Below are 18,171 nucleotides of genomic sequence, written 5' to 3' on the forward strand. Positions count from 1 at the left end.
GAGCCGACAGTTCGACGGGATGCGGTGGCGAGAGGGGAAAGTTGAAACGCGGGAGCGACGAACCGACGAGTGAATGACGACAGGCGACGACGTGCCTGACCCGCTCGGCGGCCCCCGCGACGCCATCCGGTGGTTCCTCCGCACCGAACACCCCGTCGTGTTGTTCGTCCGGGAGGCCGCGTCCAGCGCGCTCGCCGTCGCGCTCGTCGGGATGCTGTTGTTCTCCGTCAGCGGCGTGTGGCCGCCGCTCGTCGCCGTCGAGAGCGGGAGCATGCAGCCGAACATGGAGAAAGGCGACCTCGTGTTCGTGATGGAGGAACACCGCTTCAGCCCCGAGTACGCCACCGGGGAAACCGGGGTCGTCGCCGCACAGGACGCCGGCGAACACGACTTCCGGAAGTTCGGCGGCCCCGGGGACGTCGTCGTCTACAAGCCCTACGGGAACGCCAGGCAGACACCGGTGATACACCGCGCGCGCTTCTGGGTGGACGCCGGCGAGAACTGGTACGACAGGGCAAACGAGAGTTACGTCGACGCCGCGAACTGCGACCAACTCCGGAACTGCCCCGCGCCCCACGCCGGCTTCATCACGAAAGGCGACAACGAACTCACGAACGACTACTACGACCAGGCACGCGGCATCTCCAGTCCGGTCAAACCCGAGTGGATAGAGGGTACCGCCGAGTACCGCATCCCGTGGCTCGGCTGGGTCCGCCTCACCGTCTCCGGCACGGCCGCCGGCGGCACCGTCGCGCCGCCGGTCGTAGTCTGACTCGGTTCTCTCCGTCGGTCAGTCCGCGTACCTCTCCCGTCGATCAGTCCGCGTACAGCGAGTAGACGATGACCGCGAACCCGACGGCAGTCAGCGCGCTCTCCGTCAGCGTCGCGAACGTGCGGTCCATCGCGAGCACCTGGTCCGCGACGCCCGCCAACAGCGACCCGAGCGTGACGAACCCGAAGCCGATAGCGAGCGACCGCAGCGCCGGCGACCCGGTGCGGCGCCACGCCTTCGACGCGAAGTACGTGACGAGACCGCCGAGCAGTAGCGTGACTGTCTTCAACGCGACGACGACCGTGTAGTATCTCATGTTTCCTTGCTCACCTCAGCCCAGAGCGTTTCGAGGCGCTCGTCCGTGGACGACGGCGGCCGAGCGATGCCGACGTCGAGTCGGCGGTCCTCGCCAAGTTGGATGACAACCTCCTCGAACGCGACCTCGTACTTCGTCGTGTGGTGGCCGTCCGGCTGGAGGACCGCCCGCTCCTCCAACAGCGCGGCGTCCGTCAACAGGTCGAGTTTCCGGTAAGTCGTGGACAGCGGGACGCCGCTCTCGTCGGCGATGTCCTTCGCGGTCATCGGTTCGTCGAGCGCCTCGATGATGCTTCGGCACCCCTCGTCGTCCAGCGCGTCGAGGACGTCCTGCAGTTCGGGTGCGTCGTCCGAATCGAACGGGGCGCGCATCAACGTCCGCACGTCGGTAGCCCCGGCGTATAATTCGTTCGACGCGCTCGTCGCACCGGAAATCGCGATTCCCAGGGCCCGAGAACAGTGTTCACCGCGTGGGAACTGCCTGCTCGGTATATGTCAGAGAGCGTCGTAGGACTACTCGGAGGGAAACATTATGAGCCAGCAAACTGCCGGCCCCAACGTATTCGAATCCCGCTTCGGCGGTGTCACGGTCCGCGGCAAAGCCCACAGCCTGAGCGCGTGGTTCGTCCTCGCGCTCCGCCTGATGATGGGGTACGCGTTCCTCAGTTCGGGCGTCGACAAACTCCTCGGCGGCGGGTTCGCCGCCGGCGGCTACCTCACGAACGTCGCCGCCGCGAACGGCAACCCGCTCGAGGGGATGTTCGCGTGGATGGCCAACACCCCGTGGTTCCTCGACTTCGTGAACGTCGCCGTTCCCGTCGGCGAGGCGCTCATCGGCGTCGCGCTCCTGCTCGGCGCAGTCACCCGACTCGCCGCGTTCTTCGGGGCGTTCATGATGCTGATGTTCTACTTCGGGAACTGGAGTGTCGGACACGGCTACGTGAACGGCGACTTCGCGTACATGCTCGTGTTCCTCGCGGTCGCGGCGTTCGGCGCCGGGCGCATCCTCGGCGTGGACGCCTACCTCGAGCGACTCGACGTCGTGAAGCACAACGCGTGGCTGCGCTACCTCCTCGGGTAGCACGCCCGAGACCCGACAGCCGGCTGCGCGCTGGCCACCACCCGACATTTCGGGTGGACCGATCATTTCTTCGATACTGCCGTTACGCGCCACTAGAGGACGTATTGGCAACAGTTCCAGTGGAACTGGAAGGGTGTGTCACGGCCACCCGTTTCGGGTGGAACGCGCCGCAGTTCGAGGAGGGTTGCCATCGACGCACTGTGAGCGTGAACGGAAACGACAACGAGAGCGCGAGCGGTCAGTTGTCGAATCTGGCCTGCACGAACGGCGTGACGTTCTCGATGTCACTCAGCCGGGAGTCGGCTTCGAGGACGGCCTCCGTCTCCTCGACCGGCACCGAGAGCGAGATTTCTTTGGTGCGCCCGTACCGGCCCTTCGACACCACCACGGCGTTGACGATGCCGAGCATGTCGAGTTCTGAGATGAGGTCGGTGACGCGGCGCTGCGTGAGCACGTCGGCGTCCAACTCGTCGCAGAGCGTCTTGTAGATGTTGTACACCTCGCCCGTGTTCACGTTGTGGACGCCGTTGTCCTCCAAGAGGAGGATGGCGTACAGGACGAGTTTGCTCTGGGTCGGGAGCGTGCGCACGACCTCCACCACGCGGTCGAGTTCTATCTTGTCCTGCGCGCGACGCACGTGGGCTTCGGTGACGTCGTCGGACTGGTCGCGCTCCGCGAGTTCCCCCGCCGTCCGGAGCAGGTCGAGGGCTCTGCGGGCGTCCCCGTGTTCCTGCGCGGCGAACGCCGCACACAGCGGGATGACGTCCTCGGAGAGCGCGTTCGCCTTGAACGCCACCTCCGAGCGGTGCTGGAGGATGTCCCGGAGTTGGTTCGCGTCGTACGGCGGGAAGACGATCTCCTCCTCGCCCAGACTCGATTTGACTCGGGGGTCGAGGAAGTCGGTGAACTTCAGGTCGTTCGAGATACCGATAATCGAAACCCGGGAGTTGTCCAACTCGGAGTTCATCCGGGAGAGGTTGTACAGCGTGTCGTCCCCGGACTTCTCGACGAGTTTGTCGATCTCGTCGAGCATGATGACGGCGACGCGTTCCACGTAGTCGACGGCGTCGAAGAACGTCGCGTACACGCGGTCGGTCGGCCACCCCGTCATCGGGACTTCCTCCATCTCCGATTTCTCCTGGAGGAGCGTCTCTATCTGTTCGTCTATCTCGTCGATGGAGTCGAACTGCTCACGGAGGTCACCGAAGTCGTCGGCGTCGTCTCCGGCGCCGGCCCCGTCCTCGGGCGTCGCGTCGAACGCGTCGCCCTCCGTTTCGAGTGCGGACGGGTCGGCCTCGGCCTCGTTCCGGAGGTCTTGGAGTTTCGCGACGCGGTCGTCGACGAACGCCCGGTTCTGCTCGATGAACGTGTTCGCGAGCTGCGCGAGCACGCGGTACTGGGTGTCCGTCACCTCGCAGTTGATGTACTCGACCTCGCAGGGCACGTCGTACTTCTGGGAGGTCTTCTCCAGTTCCTGGCTCACGAACTTCGCGCTCGCGGTCTTCCCGGTCCCCGTCTTCCCGTAGATGAGGATGTTCGACGGCGTCTCGCCCCGCAGCGCGGCGACCAGGATGGTCGCCATGTTGTTGATCTGGTCTTTGCGGTGCGGGAGTTCGTGTGGCGTGTAGGACGGGCGCAGGACCTCCTTGTTCTCGAAGATGGGCTCGCCGCTGAGCAGGTCGTCGAACAGGCCCTCGTCGCCGTCCTCGTCGTCGAGTACGTCGTCGAGGTCGACGTCGAAGTCCCGGTCGGCGCGTCGGCGTCCGTCCGGCGTCGGTTCGTCTGACATGTTTTGCTCGAATACCCCTTCGTTTCGTGTGGAGAGCGGTTTCGGATGACAGCACCCCGGAGAACGCCAGTACCGCCGGTTTCTCGCAGGGCGTATCGAACACCGCTCCAGTTGATGCAGATGAACCAATGGAAACGAGAGAGACTAATAAGTTTCGATGGGTGGTGGCCGGAGCGAAACGACGGGTAGGGAGTTCGTAACGCCGCTTTGTGCGCCGCGACGCGTCAGGTGATGTGGACGAGAACAGTAACGACGGCAATCTGGGGCGGTACGCTTCGAGTGGAACGGAGGCAGCGGGAGAGAATTGGGGGAGAGAGAACGAGGTGAAAAGGAGGGGAGAGTCTGGACGAGTGGGAGGGTGAGTCTGGACGAGTGAGAGGTGCGGGTACGGGAGTCAGCGGGAAGTATGGGGTGCAGGAGTCGACGGGAGGTGTGAGTGCGAAAGTCGACGAGTGACGACGAGGAATGTCTCGGTGGTTCGTTCGGTTCGGGGGCGTCGTAACGTCGACTCGATTCGGTCGCGGTTCGCCGCGCCGACTGTGAATGGTTGTATCGAGTGTCGATCGTGTGCAGGCTCGTGACGGAACGAAGGGAGCAGCGGGAAATACGAGAAGCAGTCGCGGGGAGGGGCGAGCAGCGAGAGAACAACAGGAAAGCAGCGAGAGCGGAGCGGAGGAGTGTGGTGAGAGTGAGACGAGAACGGGTGGAGATTGGAGTGTGGTGGGGTTTCCACTCGAAACGTGGGGGTTGGGGTGCGGGGCGTGGGGTGGCCCCCCACCCCTTCGTTTCGGGTGGAGCGGAGAATAGGCGGGAGAGGTGAGAGAGCGAGATGGGTACTTGATTAGGAAAAGACTAAGTGACTACTGTCAAAACAGAATCCGCAAACCAGAACGAACCGTTAGTTTGGGTGGGGAAGTGGTCTAGTTCTAGTTCTGTCTTGCCGGCTCACTCCCGTTCTCGCGGACACCCCACCGCGGCTCACTCTCGTTCCACCCGAAACGAAGGGGTGGGGGCTAGATGCCCGGTCGTCGACGTCTCTTGGTACCACTCGTCACGAACCACCCGCCCTCTCTTTCTAGTCCAATCCTACCTATTCCCTCACCCCGACCTGTTCCTCCCCAACACTCCGGCTCGTTCTTTCTCAAGCACTCCGCCCCGTCCCTCCCTAGGCACTCCGCCCCGTTTCCCGTCGAGCCGACGTCACGCGGACGGTTCACCGACACACCGGAGTCACCGCCCTCGTTCGACTCGAAACGTCGGCCTACTCCGCGCTCCGGAGACGCCCGTCTGACGTAGGTTTAAGTTGTCTCGCCGGGAGTTCTCCAGATAACCGTCCGTATCCTGCGTCAAACATACAAGGCGCGGGGTGCGTATGGAGGTCAAGGATGGGACTGTTCGCAGAACTCAGAGACAGCATCTCTCGGGTCACGTCGAGCCTGTTCGACGACGACTCGGAACCGAAACGAATCGGGATTTACGGACCGCCTAACGCGGGGAAAACGACCCTCGCGAACCGCATCGCCCGCGACTGGACGGGCGACGCGGTCGGTCCCGAGAGCCACATCCCTCACGAGACGCGTCGCGCGCGCCGAAAGGAGAACGTCGAGATCGAACGCAACGGGAAGACCGTCAACATCGACATCGTCGACACGCCCGGCGTGACGACGAAAGTCGACTACTCGGAGTTCCTCGAACACGACATGGAAAAAGAGGAGGCCGTGCGTCGCTCCCGCGAGGCGACCGAGGGGGTCGCCGAGGCGATGCACTGGCTCCGCGAGGACGTTGACGGCGTCATCTACGTGCTGGACTCGACGACCGACCCGTTCACGCAGGTGAACACGATGCTCATCGGCATCATCGAGTCCCGGGACCTCCCGGTGCTCATCCTCGCGAACAAGACGGACCTCGAGGACGCCAACATCCAGCAGATCTCGAACGCGTTCCCGCAACACGAGACGATTCCGCTCTCGGCGCTGGAAGGCGAGAACATGGACGAGGTCTACGAGAAGATCGCGGAGTACTTCGCGTGATTGTCCATGCCTGAAACTACCAGCGGCGACGGGCCCGAAGAGGGCGTCCAGGTCGACCTCATCAGTAGCGAACGCATGTCCGGGAAGACGTCGATGGAGAAGATTCGACTCATCCTCGACGGCGTCCGGGACGGCAACATCGTCGTCCTCGAGTCCGGCTTGACGCCCGACGAGGAGTCGAAACTCATCGAGGTGACGATGAGCGAGATCAACCCGGACGGCTTCTCCGGCATCGAAATCGAGAGTTTCCCGCAGTCCGAGACCAACGACACGAGTCTCCTCGGTCGCCTGATGGGCAAACAGGAGTCCTCGAAGTTGACGGTCATCGGGCCGGCGAACCAGATTCAGTCGCTGCACAAGGACGAGACCCTCATCAGCGCGCTCATCTCACGCAAGTAATGCCCCACCAGTGTACGAACTGCGGGCACGTCTTCGACGACGGCTCGAAGGAGATGCTCTCGGGGTGTCCCGACTGCGGCGGGAACAAGTTCCAGTACCACCCGGGTGACGTCCCCGAGGAGCCGTCCGAGGACGCCGAACCGCCCGAGCGCGAGTCCGGGTCGGTGAGCGGCGCGGTGGGTCGCGCCGCGAACAAGGTTCGGGACGCGGTGTCCCGTGATTCCTCGCCCGAGCGCGACGCACGCGCGGAGCACTCGAAAGACGAGGGTGCAGACGCGAGCGCGGACGACGCTCCACCCGAAACGTCGGCGTCTGCGGACGTGTCCATCGAGTCCGCGTCCGCCGCGGCCGACGACTCGCCGGCGACGGAGGCGTCGACCGGGAGCGGCGCTGCACCCGAAACGGGGGGCGTCGAGGACGCCGGGCCGGCCGGTGGCGCCGTCGACTCCGAGTCGGACACATCGCAGTCCGACGCGACGGCCGCCGATTCCGGCACCGGCGGCGCCGAAGCAGTGGACGCCAGCACGTCCGACACCGAGGACACGGCCCAGGCGTCCGCGCGAAGCGAAGTCGTCGACCGGAACGTCCTCCCGGACGCCTCCGAGGGCCGGGTCGTCAAAGAGCCCGACGACGAGGAGGACCGACCGGACCTCGAAGCGCTCCGGCAGGAACTGAACGACCAGTTCGAGTCCATCCGCATCGTCGCACCCGGCCAGTACGAACTCAACCTCATGGAGTTGTACGACCGCCAGGAGTACATCATCGCGCTCCAGGAGGACGGCCAGTACGTCATCGAGGTGCCGGACGCGTGGGACGCGCCGGACCCGACCGACGCCGAGTAGCGAGCAGTCCCAACTTCCATCCTTCACACCGCCGTTTCCACTCGACAGCGCCGCGGCCACCGCGCTCTCGTTTCGTCGCTTGCCGCGTGGCGAAGTTGTTTTCCGCTGTGGCGTCGCGTCTCCGATAGATGACGCTTCGCAGACGAATCCGGGCGCGCCTCGCGGCCGTCGTCGCGGCGCTGGCGCGCGGATTCGGGGCGCTCCAGTCGTGGCTCGCCGGCGTCCTCGCGGCGTTCCCGGCGTTGCTCGCTCGCCTCGGCCTCGTCGACCGCTCGAAGGGCGAGGAGGCGTTCGACCTCGCGGTGCCGGCGATGGTGACCGGCGGTCTGCGCACGCTGCTGCGCACCGCCGACTTCCTGATGGTGAGCATCGCCGCCGGCTCCACCGCGGTCGCCGCCCTCGAGTTCGGGTTCCAGTACTACTTCATCCCGTTCGGCCTCGCGCTCGCGCTCACTTCCGGCACCATCAGCGTCGTCTCCCGGCTGAAGGGCGCCGAGGACGACGTGGGCGCTGACTTCGCCATCAAGCAGTCGCTGTGGCTCTCCCTCATCGTCTCAGTCCCCATCACCGTCGGGACGTGGCTGTACGCCGACCCGCTCGTCGCGCTGCTCGCGAGCGACCCCGAGACCACGCGACTCGGCGCGGACTACCTCCGCGTCGTGATGCTCTCCGTCGCGTTCCGGTTCTGGAGCATGACCGCCGCCCGCGCGCTCGCCGGCGCGGGCGACACCCGCACCCCGATGTACGTCCGTCTCGTGACGCTCCCGACGAACATCGCGTTGAACGCGGTGCTCATCTTCGGCCTGTGGGTGTTCCCGGAACTCGGCGTCGTCGGCGCGGCGTGGGGGACCGCCGTCTCGAACGCCGTCGCGGGCGTCGCGTTCTTCGCCGTCCTGCTGTCGGGCCGGTGGAGCGTCACCCTCCACCTCGGCGGGAAGCAGTGGGACTGGCGCGTCGCGAAGGAGATCGTGCGCGTCGCGCTCCCGCTCGCCGGCACCCGGCTCTCGCGGACGTTCGGGCGGTTCCCGTTTCTCTGGGTGCTCGGGACGTTCGGCCCCACCGTCGTCGCGGCGTACGCCATCGGCCGGCGCGTGATGTTGCTCGCGCTGATGCCCGCGTGGGGCTACTCGACGGCGTCCTCGACGCTCGTCGGCCAGCGCCTCGGCGCCGACGACCCCGACGAGGCCGCCGAGTACGGCTGGCAGACGCTCCGCATCGCGCTCGTCACGCAACTGCTCATCGGCGCCGCCATCTTCGCCGCCGCCGCACCCATCGCTCGCGTGTTCGACGCCGGCGACGTGGGGCTAACGGTGACGTTCATCCGCGTGTTCGGCCTCGGCGTCGCTGGCTTCTCCGTCTCGCGCACACTCCGGGGCGGCCTGCGGGGCGCGGGAGACACGCGCTGGCCGTTCTACGGCGGGATTATCGGCACCTACGCGGTGCGCCTGCCCCTCGCGTTCGTCGCGCTCCCGGTCGGCTTCGCGCTCTCCGCCGGCCCGTACGCCCTCGGGCCGCTCGCGATTCCCGCCGTCTCGTTCGCGCCCGGCCTCGGACTGGGGTTGATTGCCGTCTACGCCGCGATTCTCGGGGACATGTACGCTCGCGCCGCCGTCAACCTCGCGCGCTTCAAGTCCGGCGCGTGGCGGGCGTACGGCGCGCCAGCGACCGGCGACTGAGCCCCTGTCTCACGGACGCGAACGACACGGATTTAAGTCGAAGCGGTCGAATCCACGCACATGAGCACGGCCACGAAAGTCGTCTTCGCGACAGTCGGCATCGCCGCAGTACTCTCGTTGTTCGTCCTCCTGAACGTCGCGTAGATGTTCTCCGAGCGCGCCCTCTCGGGCGACCTCGCGGCCGTCCGCGAGGCGTACGCGTCCGACGCGCTCGTCCTCGACTGCGCGCGGGACTTCGAGGTGCTCCCGCCCGCGAACCGGGACGACCTCGCGCTCCTCACCGACAGCATCGTTCCCCACGAGTACGACGAGTCGTGGCTCCCCGAGGACGCCCCGGAGTTGCTGCGTCGACTCGCCACGGACGACCTCGTCGTCGGGATGCCCGGCGACGGCGCCGTCGCGTGGACATCGCAGACCGAGCCGCCGGTCGTCTTCGTGAAAGCCCGCATCGAGGGCACGCCCGACGCGTTCGCGGACTTCCTCGTCGCCGAGGCGCTCGTCGAGGCCGCCCTCGACCTCCCGGAGCAGTTCCTCGGCTTCTTCGGCGAGACGTACCGCGAGTTCGACGCCGCCGTCGACCGCGACCCGACGACCGTCTACCAACTCGCGACGGCGTGCTGTGACGCCTACCGCGGCCTCCACACCCGCGAGGAGTTCGAGGCGTGGGGCGACGACTACCCCGACCTCTACGACGCGTGGGTGGACGCCGGCGAGCGCCTCGAACCCCGACTGGACGGCCTCGCGGGCGAAGTCGCGCGCGGCGAGACCTCGTTCGCGGACGCCGCCGAACTGGCGTGCTCGGCGGTGAAACACGACGTCGACGTGCCGGCGCCGTTCGGCGCGCTGGACTCGGTTGCGTACCGACGCCACGGCCCCGAGTACGCGGTGACGTGGGCGGAGAAGATTTTCGGCGACGAGTAGTGCTCGTGAGTTCGGCCCGCAGCCCGTTAGTAGTCGGTCGCCACGTTGCCGTCCTCGTCGAGCTCGACGACGACGTCGCTGGCGTCGCGGAACGCGTCGACGTCCTCGGCGTCGTGGACCTCCTCGGAGACGTGAACGAGCGCGACGGCGTCGTGGCGCTCCAGTAGGCCGCCGAGTCGCTGGATGGCGTCCAGCGCTTGGGCCTCGTCGGCGTAGTACGCGAGTTCGGTCAGCGAGTCGAAGGAGACCCGGCGCTTCCCGGGGTTGTCGGTGAGGAACTGGTCGATGGCGGTGAGGATGCCGTCCACGTCGTCCGGCGAGGAGACGTAGTGGACGTGGCTCGCGCCCCGGCGGGAGTAGCCGCGCTCGACCGACAGCGTGTCCAGAATCTCCGCGCTGTCCTCGTCGACGTCGTAGTACTCCAGTTTCTGCGTGACCTCGCGGGCGGTGGTTCGCGTGGACACGACGAGGAAGTGGTCGGTGTCCGTCTTCAGGAAGTCGGTGTCCATGCGGTCTGTCTCCCCCGTGCTCGGGTGGAGGAGGAGGACGACGGTGCCCCCGGGGACGGAGTCGGGCGCGCCGTCGATAGCGAGGTCGTAGTCCATACGCGACGGGAGCGGACGCGGCGTCTTAACCTTGCGGGTCGGGGAAGCGACGGCGGCAGGGAGTCGGCGCGACGCCGGCGAACGCGCTCGAACCGCCGCGTCAGAGCAGGCTGTCGGCGGTCGCCGCGCCGACGACGCTGAAGATGGCGCCGACGCTCGCGGCCTTCGCCGTCAGCCACGCGAGCGCGCCCATCTCGGTGCTCAACTCCAACTGCGTCGCAAACGTGTGGGGCGCGGTGAGCGCGAGCGACAACACGAACACGGCCCCGAACGAGACGCCCATCAGCGAGACGAACCGCACCGGTACCCCGGCCACGTCGGCTTCGCGGTCCGGGTCGCGGTCGTCGTCTGCCTTGTACAGCGCGCCGTAGCCGATGGCGAACACGAACGCCACGGTGACGGCGACGTGGTACCACTGCATCCGACTGGCGAGCAGCCACACCTCCTCGGTGACGACGAACGGTCCCGCCAGCAGGAAGCCGCCGACGACCTGCTGGGCGGTGTCCGCGTACGCGTACCGCTTCCGATTCCCGACCATGCTCGTGGTTTGCGTGACGAGTCGCTAAAGTGTCATCGGCTTCCGGAATTGCCGGTCGCCGTGTAGTGCTTCGACAGTCACTCGATGACTGCCGCCTGCAAGCCCTCGGCGCGCTCGCGTCCGGTCGCTCGCTGCGCGCCTCGTCGCTCGTTTCACTCGCTCCGTCGGTGCTTGCGTCGCGACCGAACGAGCAAGCGCGAGCGCGCCTCGCCCTTGCAATCCACCAGGCTACCGGCTGTGGCGTCTGTTGGTGCTGTCGGCTGTGTCGTCTGCTGGTGCTGTCGGCGGTGGCGTCGGGCGGAGGCGTCGCTCGCCACGGTGCTGTCGCGGTCCGGTGGCGTTTTGCCCGATGCGGGCGAGGATTCGAGTATGAGCGTTCGCGAGGAGTTCGACGAGTGGGCGGCGTCGGGCCGCGACAGGGGAATGGAGGAGCGCCACTGGCAGACCGCGAAACACGTCCTCGCGCGGATGCCCGTGGAGGACGACGACTACGTCCTCGACCTCGGGACGGGGTCGGGGTACGCCCTGCGCGCGCTCCGGGAGCGCGGCGTCGCGCGCGGCTACGGTCTCGACGGCGCGCCGGCGATGGCGCAGAACGCCCGCGACTACACGGACGACGACCAGATCGGGTTCGTCGTCGGGGACTTCGGGAGCCTGCCGTTCGCCGACGACTCCGTCGACCACGTGTTCTCGATGGAGGCGTTCTACTACGCCAGCGACCCCCACCACACGCTCGAAGAGATCCGGCGCGTGCTGAAGCCCGGCGGGACGTTCTACTGCGCGGTGAACTACTACGAGGAGAACGTCCACAGCCACGACTGGCAGGACAACATCACCGTCGAGATGACGCGGTGGGACCGGTCGGAGTACCGGGAGGCGTTCCGCGACGCCGGCCTGCACGTCGCCGAGCAGGACAACGTCGCGGACCGGGACGTGGAGATTCCGCCGGCCTCGGAGTTCCCCTACGAGGGCTTCGAGACGCGCGAGGACATGGTCGAGCGCTACCGGACGTACGGCACCCTGTTGACGGTCGGCGTCGCGCCGTAGAACGTACGAGCCGCCCTACTGCCGGATTATCGTCGCCGCTTCCCGGGGAAACGACAGCGTCGCCGACCCGCTGTCGGGCGCGTCGGCGGCCTTGGCGAGGAGTGACGTCCCGTTCCAGTCGCAGTGTACCTTGTAGGTGTCGCCGAGGAACTCCGCGCGCTCCACGCTCACGGCAATCTCGTTCTCCCCGGAACCGAAGGACAGCGCTTCCGGACGGACGCAGACTGTCACGTCGCCGGACGCCGATTCGGCGGCCTCGAAGGTGCCCGCGTCCACCGCCACCGAAGACCCCTCTGTTTCGTGTGGAGACGCGACGCCGTCGAGGACGTTGTTGTCGCCGACGAACTCCGCGACGAACCGCGACTCGGGGGCTCGGTACACGTCCTCGGGCGTTCCGACCTGCTCGACGCGGCCGCCGTTCATCACCGCGACGCGGTCCGAGACTGACAGCGCCTCCTCCTGGTCGTGCGTGACGTAGACGGTCGTGATGTCGAGTTCCGACTGAATCGCCTTGACCTGCACGCGCAAGCGCTCCCGGAGGCGGGCGTCGAGTGCGCTCATCGGCTCGTCCAACAGGAGCACGCTCGGACCGGGAGCGAGCGCGCGAGCGAGCGCGACGCGTTGCTGTTGGCCGCCCGAGAGTTGGTCCGGAGCGCGGTCGCCCATCTCGGGCATGTCCACGAGGTCGAGCAGTTCCGCGACGCGCTCGTCCTTGGATTTGCCCTCGGGCGGGTCGCGGAACCGCAGGCCGTACGCGACGTTCTCCGCGACGCTCATGTGCGGGAACAGCGCGTAACTCTGGAACACGATGCCCACGTCGCGGCGCTCGGGCGGCACGCCGGTCATCGAGTCGTCGCCGAAGCGAACGTCGCCGGCGTCCGGTGATTCGAAGCCCGCGACGAGGCGGAGCGTCGTCGTCTTCCCACAGCCCGAGGGACCGACGAGCGTGAAGAACTCGCCGTCGGCGACGGAGAGGGACACGTCGTCGACGGCGGTCGTCGGACCGAACTCGCGGGTGACGCCGTCCAGCGTGAGCCTCGTCATGGGCGATACTCACCTCCGACGTAGTCGATGACCACGAAACTGGCGGCTGTCACCGCGAGCAGGACGGTGCCCATCGCGGCCGCCGGCCCGACGCTCGGCCCGGCAGTGCGGTCCACGAGGTAGCGCTCCAGCGCGACCGGCATCGTGTACGTGCTCCCGCCCTCGGCGAGCAGGACGGTGGCGTCGAACTCGCCGATGCTGATGGCGAACGCGAACGCCGCGCCCGCGAGTACGCCCGGCCACACGAGCGGGAGTTCCACGTCCCAGAGCGCGCGCCCCCGGCTCGCGCCGAGCGAGCGTGCCGATTCCACGAGCCGGCGGTCGACCGAGGAGAGCATCGGCGCGACGTTCCGCACGACGAACGGGTAGCCCGCGACGGCGTGCGCGAACACCACCACGACGGGACCGACGATGCTGATTCGCAGGCCGCCGAGTTCGACGCCGAAGACGAGCGACTGGAGCATCCCGAACCCGACGACGATGCCGGAGACGGCGATTGGCGCCATCAAGACGGCGTCGACGACCTTCCGGCCGCGCCCGCCGCGCGCGGAGAATGCGGCGACGACGACGCCCATCGGGAGCGCGACGGCGAGCGCGCCGACGCCGAACTTCAGGGAGTTCCAGACCGCTGTCGCCGGCTGCGTGCGGCCTCCGGACTGGCGTTCGAGGATGAACTCCCACCAGCGGAGTGTCGGGTCGACGGCGCCGCCGAAACTCGCGAGCACCATCGACGCGAGCGGCGCGAGGAAGACGACGGCGACGACGACGCCGTAGACGGCGACGCCACCCCGGACGAGCCACTCGCGGGCGGTGTCGGCGTCGAACAGCCGGTGACGCGAGAGCGGGTTGTTCGTGCCGCCCGCCGCGCGCCGCCCCTCGTAGCGCAGGTAGACGTACATCAACGCGAGCGAGAACACGGTTTCGAGCGTCGCGAGCGCGGCCGCGGTCTGGTAGTCGAGTTGCTGGACGCGGGCGTACAGCCACACCTCGACGGTCGCCAACTGGAGGCCGCCGAGCGCGAGCACGATGGGGAACGTCATGAACGTGAAGATGAACGTCAGCAGCGCGCTCGCCGCGAGCGCGGGGACGAGTTGGGGTGCGACGACGTCGCGGAACGCCCGGAGGGGGTTCGCGCCGAGCGAGCGCGCCGTCTCGACGGCGCTCGCGTCGACGTTCTCCCACGCCGTCCCGACCATCCGCGTGACGAGCGGGGCGTTGTAGAAGGCGTGTGCGAGCACCACGATTTCGAGCGTGTACAGCATCTGGACTCGGCCGAAGCCGAGCCACGCGAGCAGGTCGTTGACGGTGCCGAACTGGCCGAACGTCGCGACGAACCCGACCACGACCATGATGGAGGGGAGGACGAACGGGAGGATTGTCAGGGACTTCAGCGTGCGGCGGCCCGGGAACTCGAAGCGCGCGAGGACGTACGCGCCCGGCAGGCCGAGCGCGACGCTCGCGACCGTGGAGAGCGCGGCCTGCCACGCGGTGAAGCCGAACAGGCCCTTCCGGACCTCGGGGTAGACGACCCACGCGTCGGGGAGCGCGCGCGGCCACGTCAGCGGGTCGCCGAGCACGACGCCCGTCCAGTTCCACCCGAAGCCGACGCGCACGCTCGTCAGCCACGCCAACACGTCGCCGGGCACCCGTGCTGGGTGCGCGAACAGGCCGTGGGCGGCGCCCATGTAGAACTCTGATTCGAGCACCTCGCGGACCGGCTGGAAGGGGCGGGCGACGCTCCCGAGAGCGTTCTCGAACACCGTCCACACGGGGTAGTAGAACACCACGAGGAGGACGGCGAGCGTGCCGACGCCGGCCAGCGGGAGCGCCGCGCGCTCCGCCAGCCGCGTCAGTTGCTCGCTATCTGTTGTGCCCACGCTTCGGTCCATTCGCCGACGTTCCCTGCGAGTTCGTCGTACGTGAAGGTCACGGGCTCCGGCGGCTCGTACGCGTACTTCGCGTACTCCTCGGGGAGCGTGGCGGTCGTCGTCGCCGGGAACTGGACGTTGTTCACCGCGATGTTTCGCTGGGCCTCGTCGGTCAGCATGAACTCGGCGAACTGTGCGGCGATATCGGGCTTGTCGGTGTCAGCGAACCGCGCGAACGCCTCGGGGTTCGCGTAGCCCTCGTCGTTCAGGAAGCCGACCTGGTGGCGGGGAATCTCGTCCTCGCCGTTGTAGTACACCTGGTCCGTGGAGTACGAGACGACGATGGGGCGTTCGCCCGCGAGGAACGCGTCGTAGGCCGGCTGCCAGTCGTCGAGGACGCGCACGTCGTTGTCCACGAGCGTGTCCCAGTAGTCGAGATAGCCGTCCTCGCCGAACTCGTGAATCGTCCACAGCAGGAACGCCCGGCCGGGGTCGCTCGTCTGGGCGTTCTGCGCGAGCAAGTCGCCCCGGTAGGCGTCCGAGGCCAGCGCCTCGAACGTCCCGGGGTTCTCGACTTTCGTGCCGTCGTAGACGAGCGAGATGTAGCCCGTGTCGTAGGGGAGCGCGCGGTTCTGCGGGTCGATTCGCAGGCTGTCCTTGATGTCGCCGGCGTTGGCCACGTCGCCCGCGAGGTCGTCGAACAGCGTGGCGTTCGGGAGGTTCTCGTCGACGCGCACGAGTTCGCCGGTGTTCAGGCCGACGAACAGGTCGGCGTCGATGTCGACGCCCTGTTTCTTCCGCTGGATGAACTCGTTGACGCCGTTGCTCGGCGCGGTGAACCGCACCTCGGTGTCGTGTTCGGCCTCCCACGCGGTCTTCAGCCAGTCGCCCGCGGTCCCCTCGTCGCCGAAAAAGGAATCGTAGGTCGCGACTCGCAGCGGGCCACTGGACTGGCTGGTGGTGCCGCCGGTCGTCGCGGTCGTGGTGCCGTCGCCGGACGTCGTCTCGCTCGTCGTGGTGTCGCCGCCTCCGGAGTTCTCGACCTGGAGGCAGCCGGCGGTGGCGAGGCCGACGGCGCCGACGCCGACGGACGTGAGGTACTCGCGGCGTTTCATCACTCGGTTGTTTTGGCCTGTGGTAGAAAAACGCGTCGCTCGGCGGTTCCGAGCGTCCCGAGCGCTTTTGTCGGTGGCCCGCGGTATTCCGGGCAGTGAACCCCTCGCGGACCACGGTTCTCGCCGGCGTGCTCGCCGCGCTCCTGCTCGCGTCCAGCGTGCTCCTCGGCGCCGTCTTCGCCACCGTCTTCTTCGCCGGGACGGTCGCGTACTTCCTCATCCCCCTCCTCCACCGCGTCGAACGCCTCGGACTCTCCCGGTGGCTCGCTAGCGCCGCCACCACCGCGCTCGCCGTGCTCGCCGTCGTCGTCCCGCTCGGTGTCGCGCTCTACGTCGCCAGCGGGCGCGTCACCCAACTCCTCGACGCGCTCCGCGACCTCCCCGAGTCCTTCGAGGTGGCCGTTCTCGACTACACGTACGTCGTCGAGGTGGGCGCGCTGTTGGACACCGTCGCCGAGTACGCCGCGACGCTCGCCGTCGACGCCGCCAGCGCGCTCCCCGTCCTCGCGCTCAAACTCACGCTGTTCGGCGTACTCGTCTTCGGCCTCCTGCTCGGCCACGAGGACGCCGAGCGCGCGTTCCTCAACACCATCCCGCGAGCCTACCACGACGTCGCGCACGCGCTCGGCCAGCGCGCCACCGCCACGCTGTACGCCATCTACGTCCTGCAGGCCGTCACCGCTCTCGCCACCGCCGCCATCGCCTTGCCCGTGTTCTACGCGCTGGGCACGCCGTTCCCCGTCACGCTCGCCGTCGTCGCGGGCGTCCTCCAGTTCGTCCCCATCGTCGGGCCGTCGCTGGTAGTCGGCGCGCTCGCCGTCTACCGCATCGGCGCCGGCGACACCACCGGCGCAGTCACCATCGTCGTCGTCGCGGGCATCCTCGTCGCGTGGCTCCCCGACGTGCTCGTGCGCCCCCGCCTCTCCCGCGAGACGGCGAACCTCCCCGGGAGCCTCTACTTCATCGGCTTCACAGGCGGCCTGCTGACGGTGGGTCCGGTCGGCATCATCGCCGGGCCGCTGGTCGTCGCGCTCACTGTCGAAGCCGCGAACCTGCTCGCCGACGAGCGCCGCGCGAACGGCGAGAACGGGACGCTCGAACCGGAACCCACGGACGGTCCCGCGAATCCCGACACCTCGGGCGGCCCCGGCGACGCGGACGACGCCTGACTACTCGACTGGGTGGCCGGCGGCCTCCCACTCGGTCAGGCTCCCCTCGTAGAACTGCACGTCCGGGTAGCCGAGGTGCCGGAGGGCGACGAACGTGTGGCTGATGCGCCGGGCCGTGTTGCAGTAGAGCACGACGCGCTTCTCGGCCGTGACGCCGTGTCCCGCGAGAATTTCTTCCAGTTCCCCGCGGGATTTCAGGGCGCGCGTCTCGTCGTCCACGAGTTCCTTCCAGTCGAGGTTCACCGCGCCCGGCAGGTGGCCGGCCTCGAACTCCTCGGGGTCGCGGGTGTCCACGAGCACGGTGTCGGGGTCGTCGAGCGCCGCGAGCACGTCGTCGGCGTCCACGAACACGCCCTCCACGGGGTCGCCCGCTTCGTACTCTGTCGGCGCCACGTCGGTCGCGTCGGTGGTCGTCTCGTGCTCGCGGAGCCACGCGCTGTAGTCGCCGTCGAGGAGACGCACGTTCTCGTGGCCGTAGAACAGCGCCGTGACGAGGAAGCGCGCCGCGAACACGCCGTGCGTGTCGTCGTACGCGACGACCGTGTCGCCGGGTTCGACGCCCGCCTCGGAGAGCAGGCCTTCCCAGTCCTCGCGGGGCGGCATCGTCCCCACCGGCCCGTCCTCGCTCCGGAACGTGTCGAAGGGCACGCTCACCGCGCCCGGCAGGTGGCCGATGCCGTCGTACTCCCACGCGTCCCGCACGTCCACGACGCGAACGCCGTCCCGGTTCGCGTCGAGCCAGTCCGCGGACACCACCCATTCGTCGGTCATCGACTCGGCGTACGCGCGCCGGCGACTTAGCACCCGCCCCGTCGCCGCGACTCCGGGATGGCGGCATTTCCTGCCGGTTTCGTCTGGGGAGCCCGCTACGCCCGCTTCCCGCCTCCCGAAACGCGGCGAGACTCGCCGCCACGTCGAACGGCCGGGGGTACCTGCCGGGGAGTCCGAGAGTTATGAGGT

General features: G+C 67.9%; 19 protein-coding genes. 10 read left to right on the top strand and 9 right to left on the bottom strand.

The window, feature by feature from the left end:
• The first annotated feature begins 73 nt into the window (after positions 1 to 73).
• The gene (locus LT972_RS13885) at positions 74 to 772 is read left to right on the top strand and encodes a S26 family signal peptidase (RefSeq protein ID WP_232570977.1); all 699 of its coding nucleotides are present in this window, start codon (positions 74 to 76) and stop codon (positions 770 to 772) included.
• Between the two features lie 43 nt (positions 773 to 815).
• Here LT972_RS13885 and LT972_RS13890 read toward each other — a convergent pair whose 3' ends face one another.
• Both LT972_RS13890 and LT972_RS13895 read right to left on the bottom strand, forming a co-directional pair.
• A complete protein-coding gene (locus LT972_RS13890; RefSeq protein WP_232570978.1) occupies positions 816 to 1,088 on the bottom strand; it encodes a DUF7521 family protein in 273 nt (90 codons plus the stop codon).
• On the bottom strand, positions 1,085 to 1,462 hold the full coding sequence (locus tag LT972_RS13895; protein WP_390226296.1) for a helix-turn-helix domain-containing protein: 378 nt from the start codon (positions 1,460 to 1,462) through the stop codon (positions 1,085 to 1,087). Before LT972_RS13895 ends, LT972_RS13890 begins: the two co-directional genes overlap by 4 nt.
• A 157-nt stretch (positions 1,463 to 1,619) precedes the next feature.
• Between LT972_RS13895 and LT972_RS13900 the strand changes: the two genes are divergently transcribed.
• On the top strand, positions 1,620 to 2,168 hold the full coding sequence (locus tag LT972_RS13900; protein ID WP_232570980.1) for a DoxX family protein: 549 nt from the start codon (positions 1,620 to 1,622) through the stop codon (positions 2,166 to 2,168).
• Positions 2,169 to 2,406: 238 nt separating this feature from the next.
• On the opposite strand, the gene LT972_RS13905 is transcribed toward LT972_RS13900, so the two are convergent.
• Positions 2,407 to 3,957 (bottom strand): Cdc6/Cdc18 family protein, encoded by a 1,551-nt coding sequence (locus tag LT972_RS13905; RefSeq protein ID WP_232570981.1) that lies wholly within the window; start codon positions 3,955 to 3,957, stop codon positions 2,407 to 2,409.
• Between the two features lie 1,385 nt (positions 3,958 to 5,342).
• On the opposite strand from LT972_RS13905, the gene LT972_RS13910 reads away from it, so the two are divergent.
• From LT972_RS13910 to LT972_RS13930, 6 genes are all read left to right on the top strand, one after another.
• Positions 5,343 to 5,987, top strand: coding sequence for an Era-like GTP-binding protein (locus LT972_RS13910; RefSeq protein WP_232570982.1), 645 nt, complete (start codon positions 5,343 to 5,345; stop codon positions 5,985 to 5,987).
• A 6-nt stretch (positions 5,988 to 5,993) separates the two neighbouring features.
• The gene (locus LT972_RS13915; protein WP_232570983.1) at positions 5,994 to 6,386 is read left to right on the top strand and encodes a DUF2073 domain-containing protein; all 393 of its coding nucleotides are present in this window, start codon (positions 5,994 to 5,996) and stop codon (positions 6,384 to 6,386) included.
• Positions 6,386 to 7,228: an OapC/ArvC family zinc-ribbon domain-containing protein gene (locus LT972_RS13920; RefSeq protein ID WP_232570984.1), complete on the top strand. Its 843-nt coding sequence runs from the start codon at positions 6,386 to 6,388 to the stop codon at positions 7,226 to 7,228. Before LT972_RS13915 ends, LT972_RS13920 begins: the two co-directional genes overlap by 1 nt.
• Before the next feature lie 128 nt (positions 7,229 to 7,356).
• The gene (locus LT972_RS13925; protein ID WP_232570985.1) at positions 7,357 to 8,904 is read left to right on the top strand and encodes an MATE family efflux transporter; all 1,548 of its coding nucleotides are present in this window, start codon (positions 7,357 to 7,359) and stop codon (positions 8,902 to 8,904) included.
• A gap of 60 nt (positions 8,905 to 8,964) precedes the next feature.
• The gene (locus tag LT972_RS14960) at positions 8,965 to 9,048 is read left to right on the top strand and encodes a hypothetical protein (protein WP_452176542.1); all 84 of its coding nucleotides are present in this window, start codon (positions 8,965 to 8,967) and stop codon (positions 9,046 to 9,048) included.
• A complete protein-coding gene (locus LT972_RS13930) occupies positions 9,049 to 9,825 on the top strand; it encodes a DUF7089 family protein (RefSeq protein WP_232570986.1) in 777 nt (258 codons plus the stop codon).
• 26 nt (positions 9,826 to 9,851) lie between these two features.
• On the opposite strand, the gene LT972_RS13935 is transcribed toward LT972_RS13930, so the two are convergent.
• Both LT972_RS13935 and LT972_RS13940 read right to left on the bottom strand, forming a co-directional pair.
• A complete protein-coding gene (locus LT972_RS13935) occupies positions 9,852 to 10,430 on the bottom strand; it encodes a DUF7090 family protein (RefSeq protein ID WP_232570987.1) in 579 nt (192 codons plus the stop codon).
• Positions 10,431 to 10,530: 100 nt separating this feature from the next.
• Positions 10,531 to 10,968 (bottom strand): DUF2391 family protein, encoded by a 438-nt coding sequence (locus tag LT972_RS13940; protein ID WP_232570988.1) that lies wholly within the window; start codon positions 10,966 to 10,968, stop codon positions 10,531 to 10,533.
• A gap of 369 nt (positions 10,969 to 11,337) precedes the next feature.
• Here LT972_RS13940 and LT972_RS13945 point away from each other — a divergent pair, with 369 nt between their 5' ends.
• A complete protein-coding gene (locus LT972_RS13945; RefSeq protein WP_232570989.1) occupies positions 11,338 to 12,015 on the top strand; it encodes a class I SAM-dependent methyltransferase in 678 nt (225 codons plus the stop codon).
• A 15-nt stretch (positions 12,016 to 12,030) separates the two neighbouring features.
• Here LT972_RS13945 and LT972_RS13950 read toward each other — a convergent pair whose 3' ends face one another.
• From LT972_RS13950 to LT972_RS13960, 3 genes are read right to left on the bottom strand one after another with little or no spacing between them, the layout of a single operon-like run.
• Complete coding sequence (locus LT972_RS13950; protein WP_232570990.1) at positions 12,031 to 13,059, bottom strand: ABC transporter ATP-binding protein; 1,029 nt, start codon at positions 13,057 to 13,059, stop codon at positions 12,031 to 12,033.
• A complete protein-coding gene (locus tag LT972_RS13955; RefSeq protein ID WP_232570991.1) occupies positions 13,056 to 14,948 on the bottom strand; it encodes an ABC transporter permease in 1,893 nt (630 codons plus the stop codon). Before LT972_RS13955 ends, LT972_RS13950 begins: the two co-directional genes overlap by 4 nt.
• Entirely contained in the window at positions 14,909 to 16,042 is a 1,134-nt protein-coding gene (locus LT972_RS13960; RefSeq protein WP_232570992.1) for a thiamine ABC transporter substrate-binding protein, read from the bottom strand. The genes LT972_RS13955 and LT972_RS13960 overlap by 40 nt, the downstream gene beginning before the upstream one ends.
• Positions 16,043 to 16,137: 95 nt before the next feature.
• Between LT972_RS13960 and LT972_RS13965 the strand changes: the two genes are divergently transcribed.
• Positions 16,138 to 17,211 (top strand): AI-2E family transporter, encoded by a 1,074-nt coding sequence (locus LT972_RS13965; RefSeq protein ID WP_232570993.1) that lies wholly within the window; start codon positions 16,138 to 16,140, stop codon positions 17,209 to 17,211.
• On the opposite strand, the gene LT972_RS13970 is transcribed toward LT972_RS13965, so the two are convergent.
• On the bottom strand, positions 17,212 to 17,982 hold the full coding sequence (locus LT972_RS13970; protein WP_232570994.1) for a sulfurtransferase: 771 nt from the start codon (positions 17,980 to 17,982) through the stop codon (positions 17,212 to 17,214).
• Positions 17,983 to 18,171: the final 189 nt, after the last annotated feature.

This window comes from Halobacterium litoreum (genome assembly GCF_021233415.1).
GTDB classification, from domain to species: Archaea; Halobacteriota; Halobacteria; order Halobacteriales; family Halobacteriaceae; genus Halobacterium; species Halobacterium litoreum.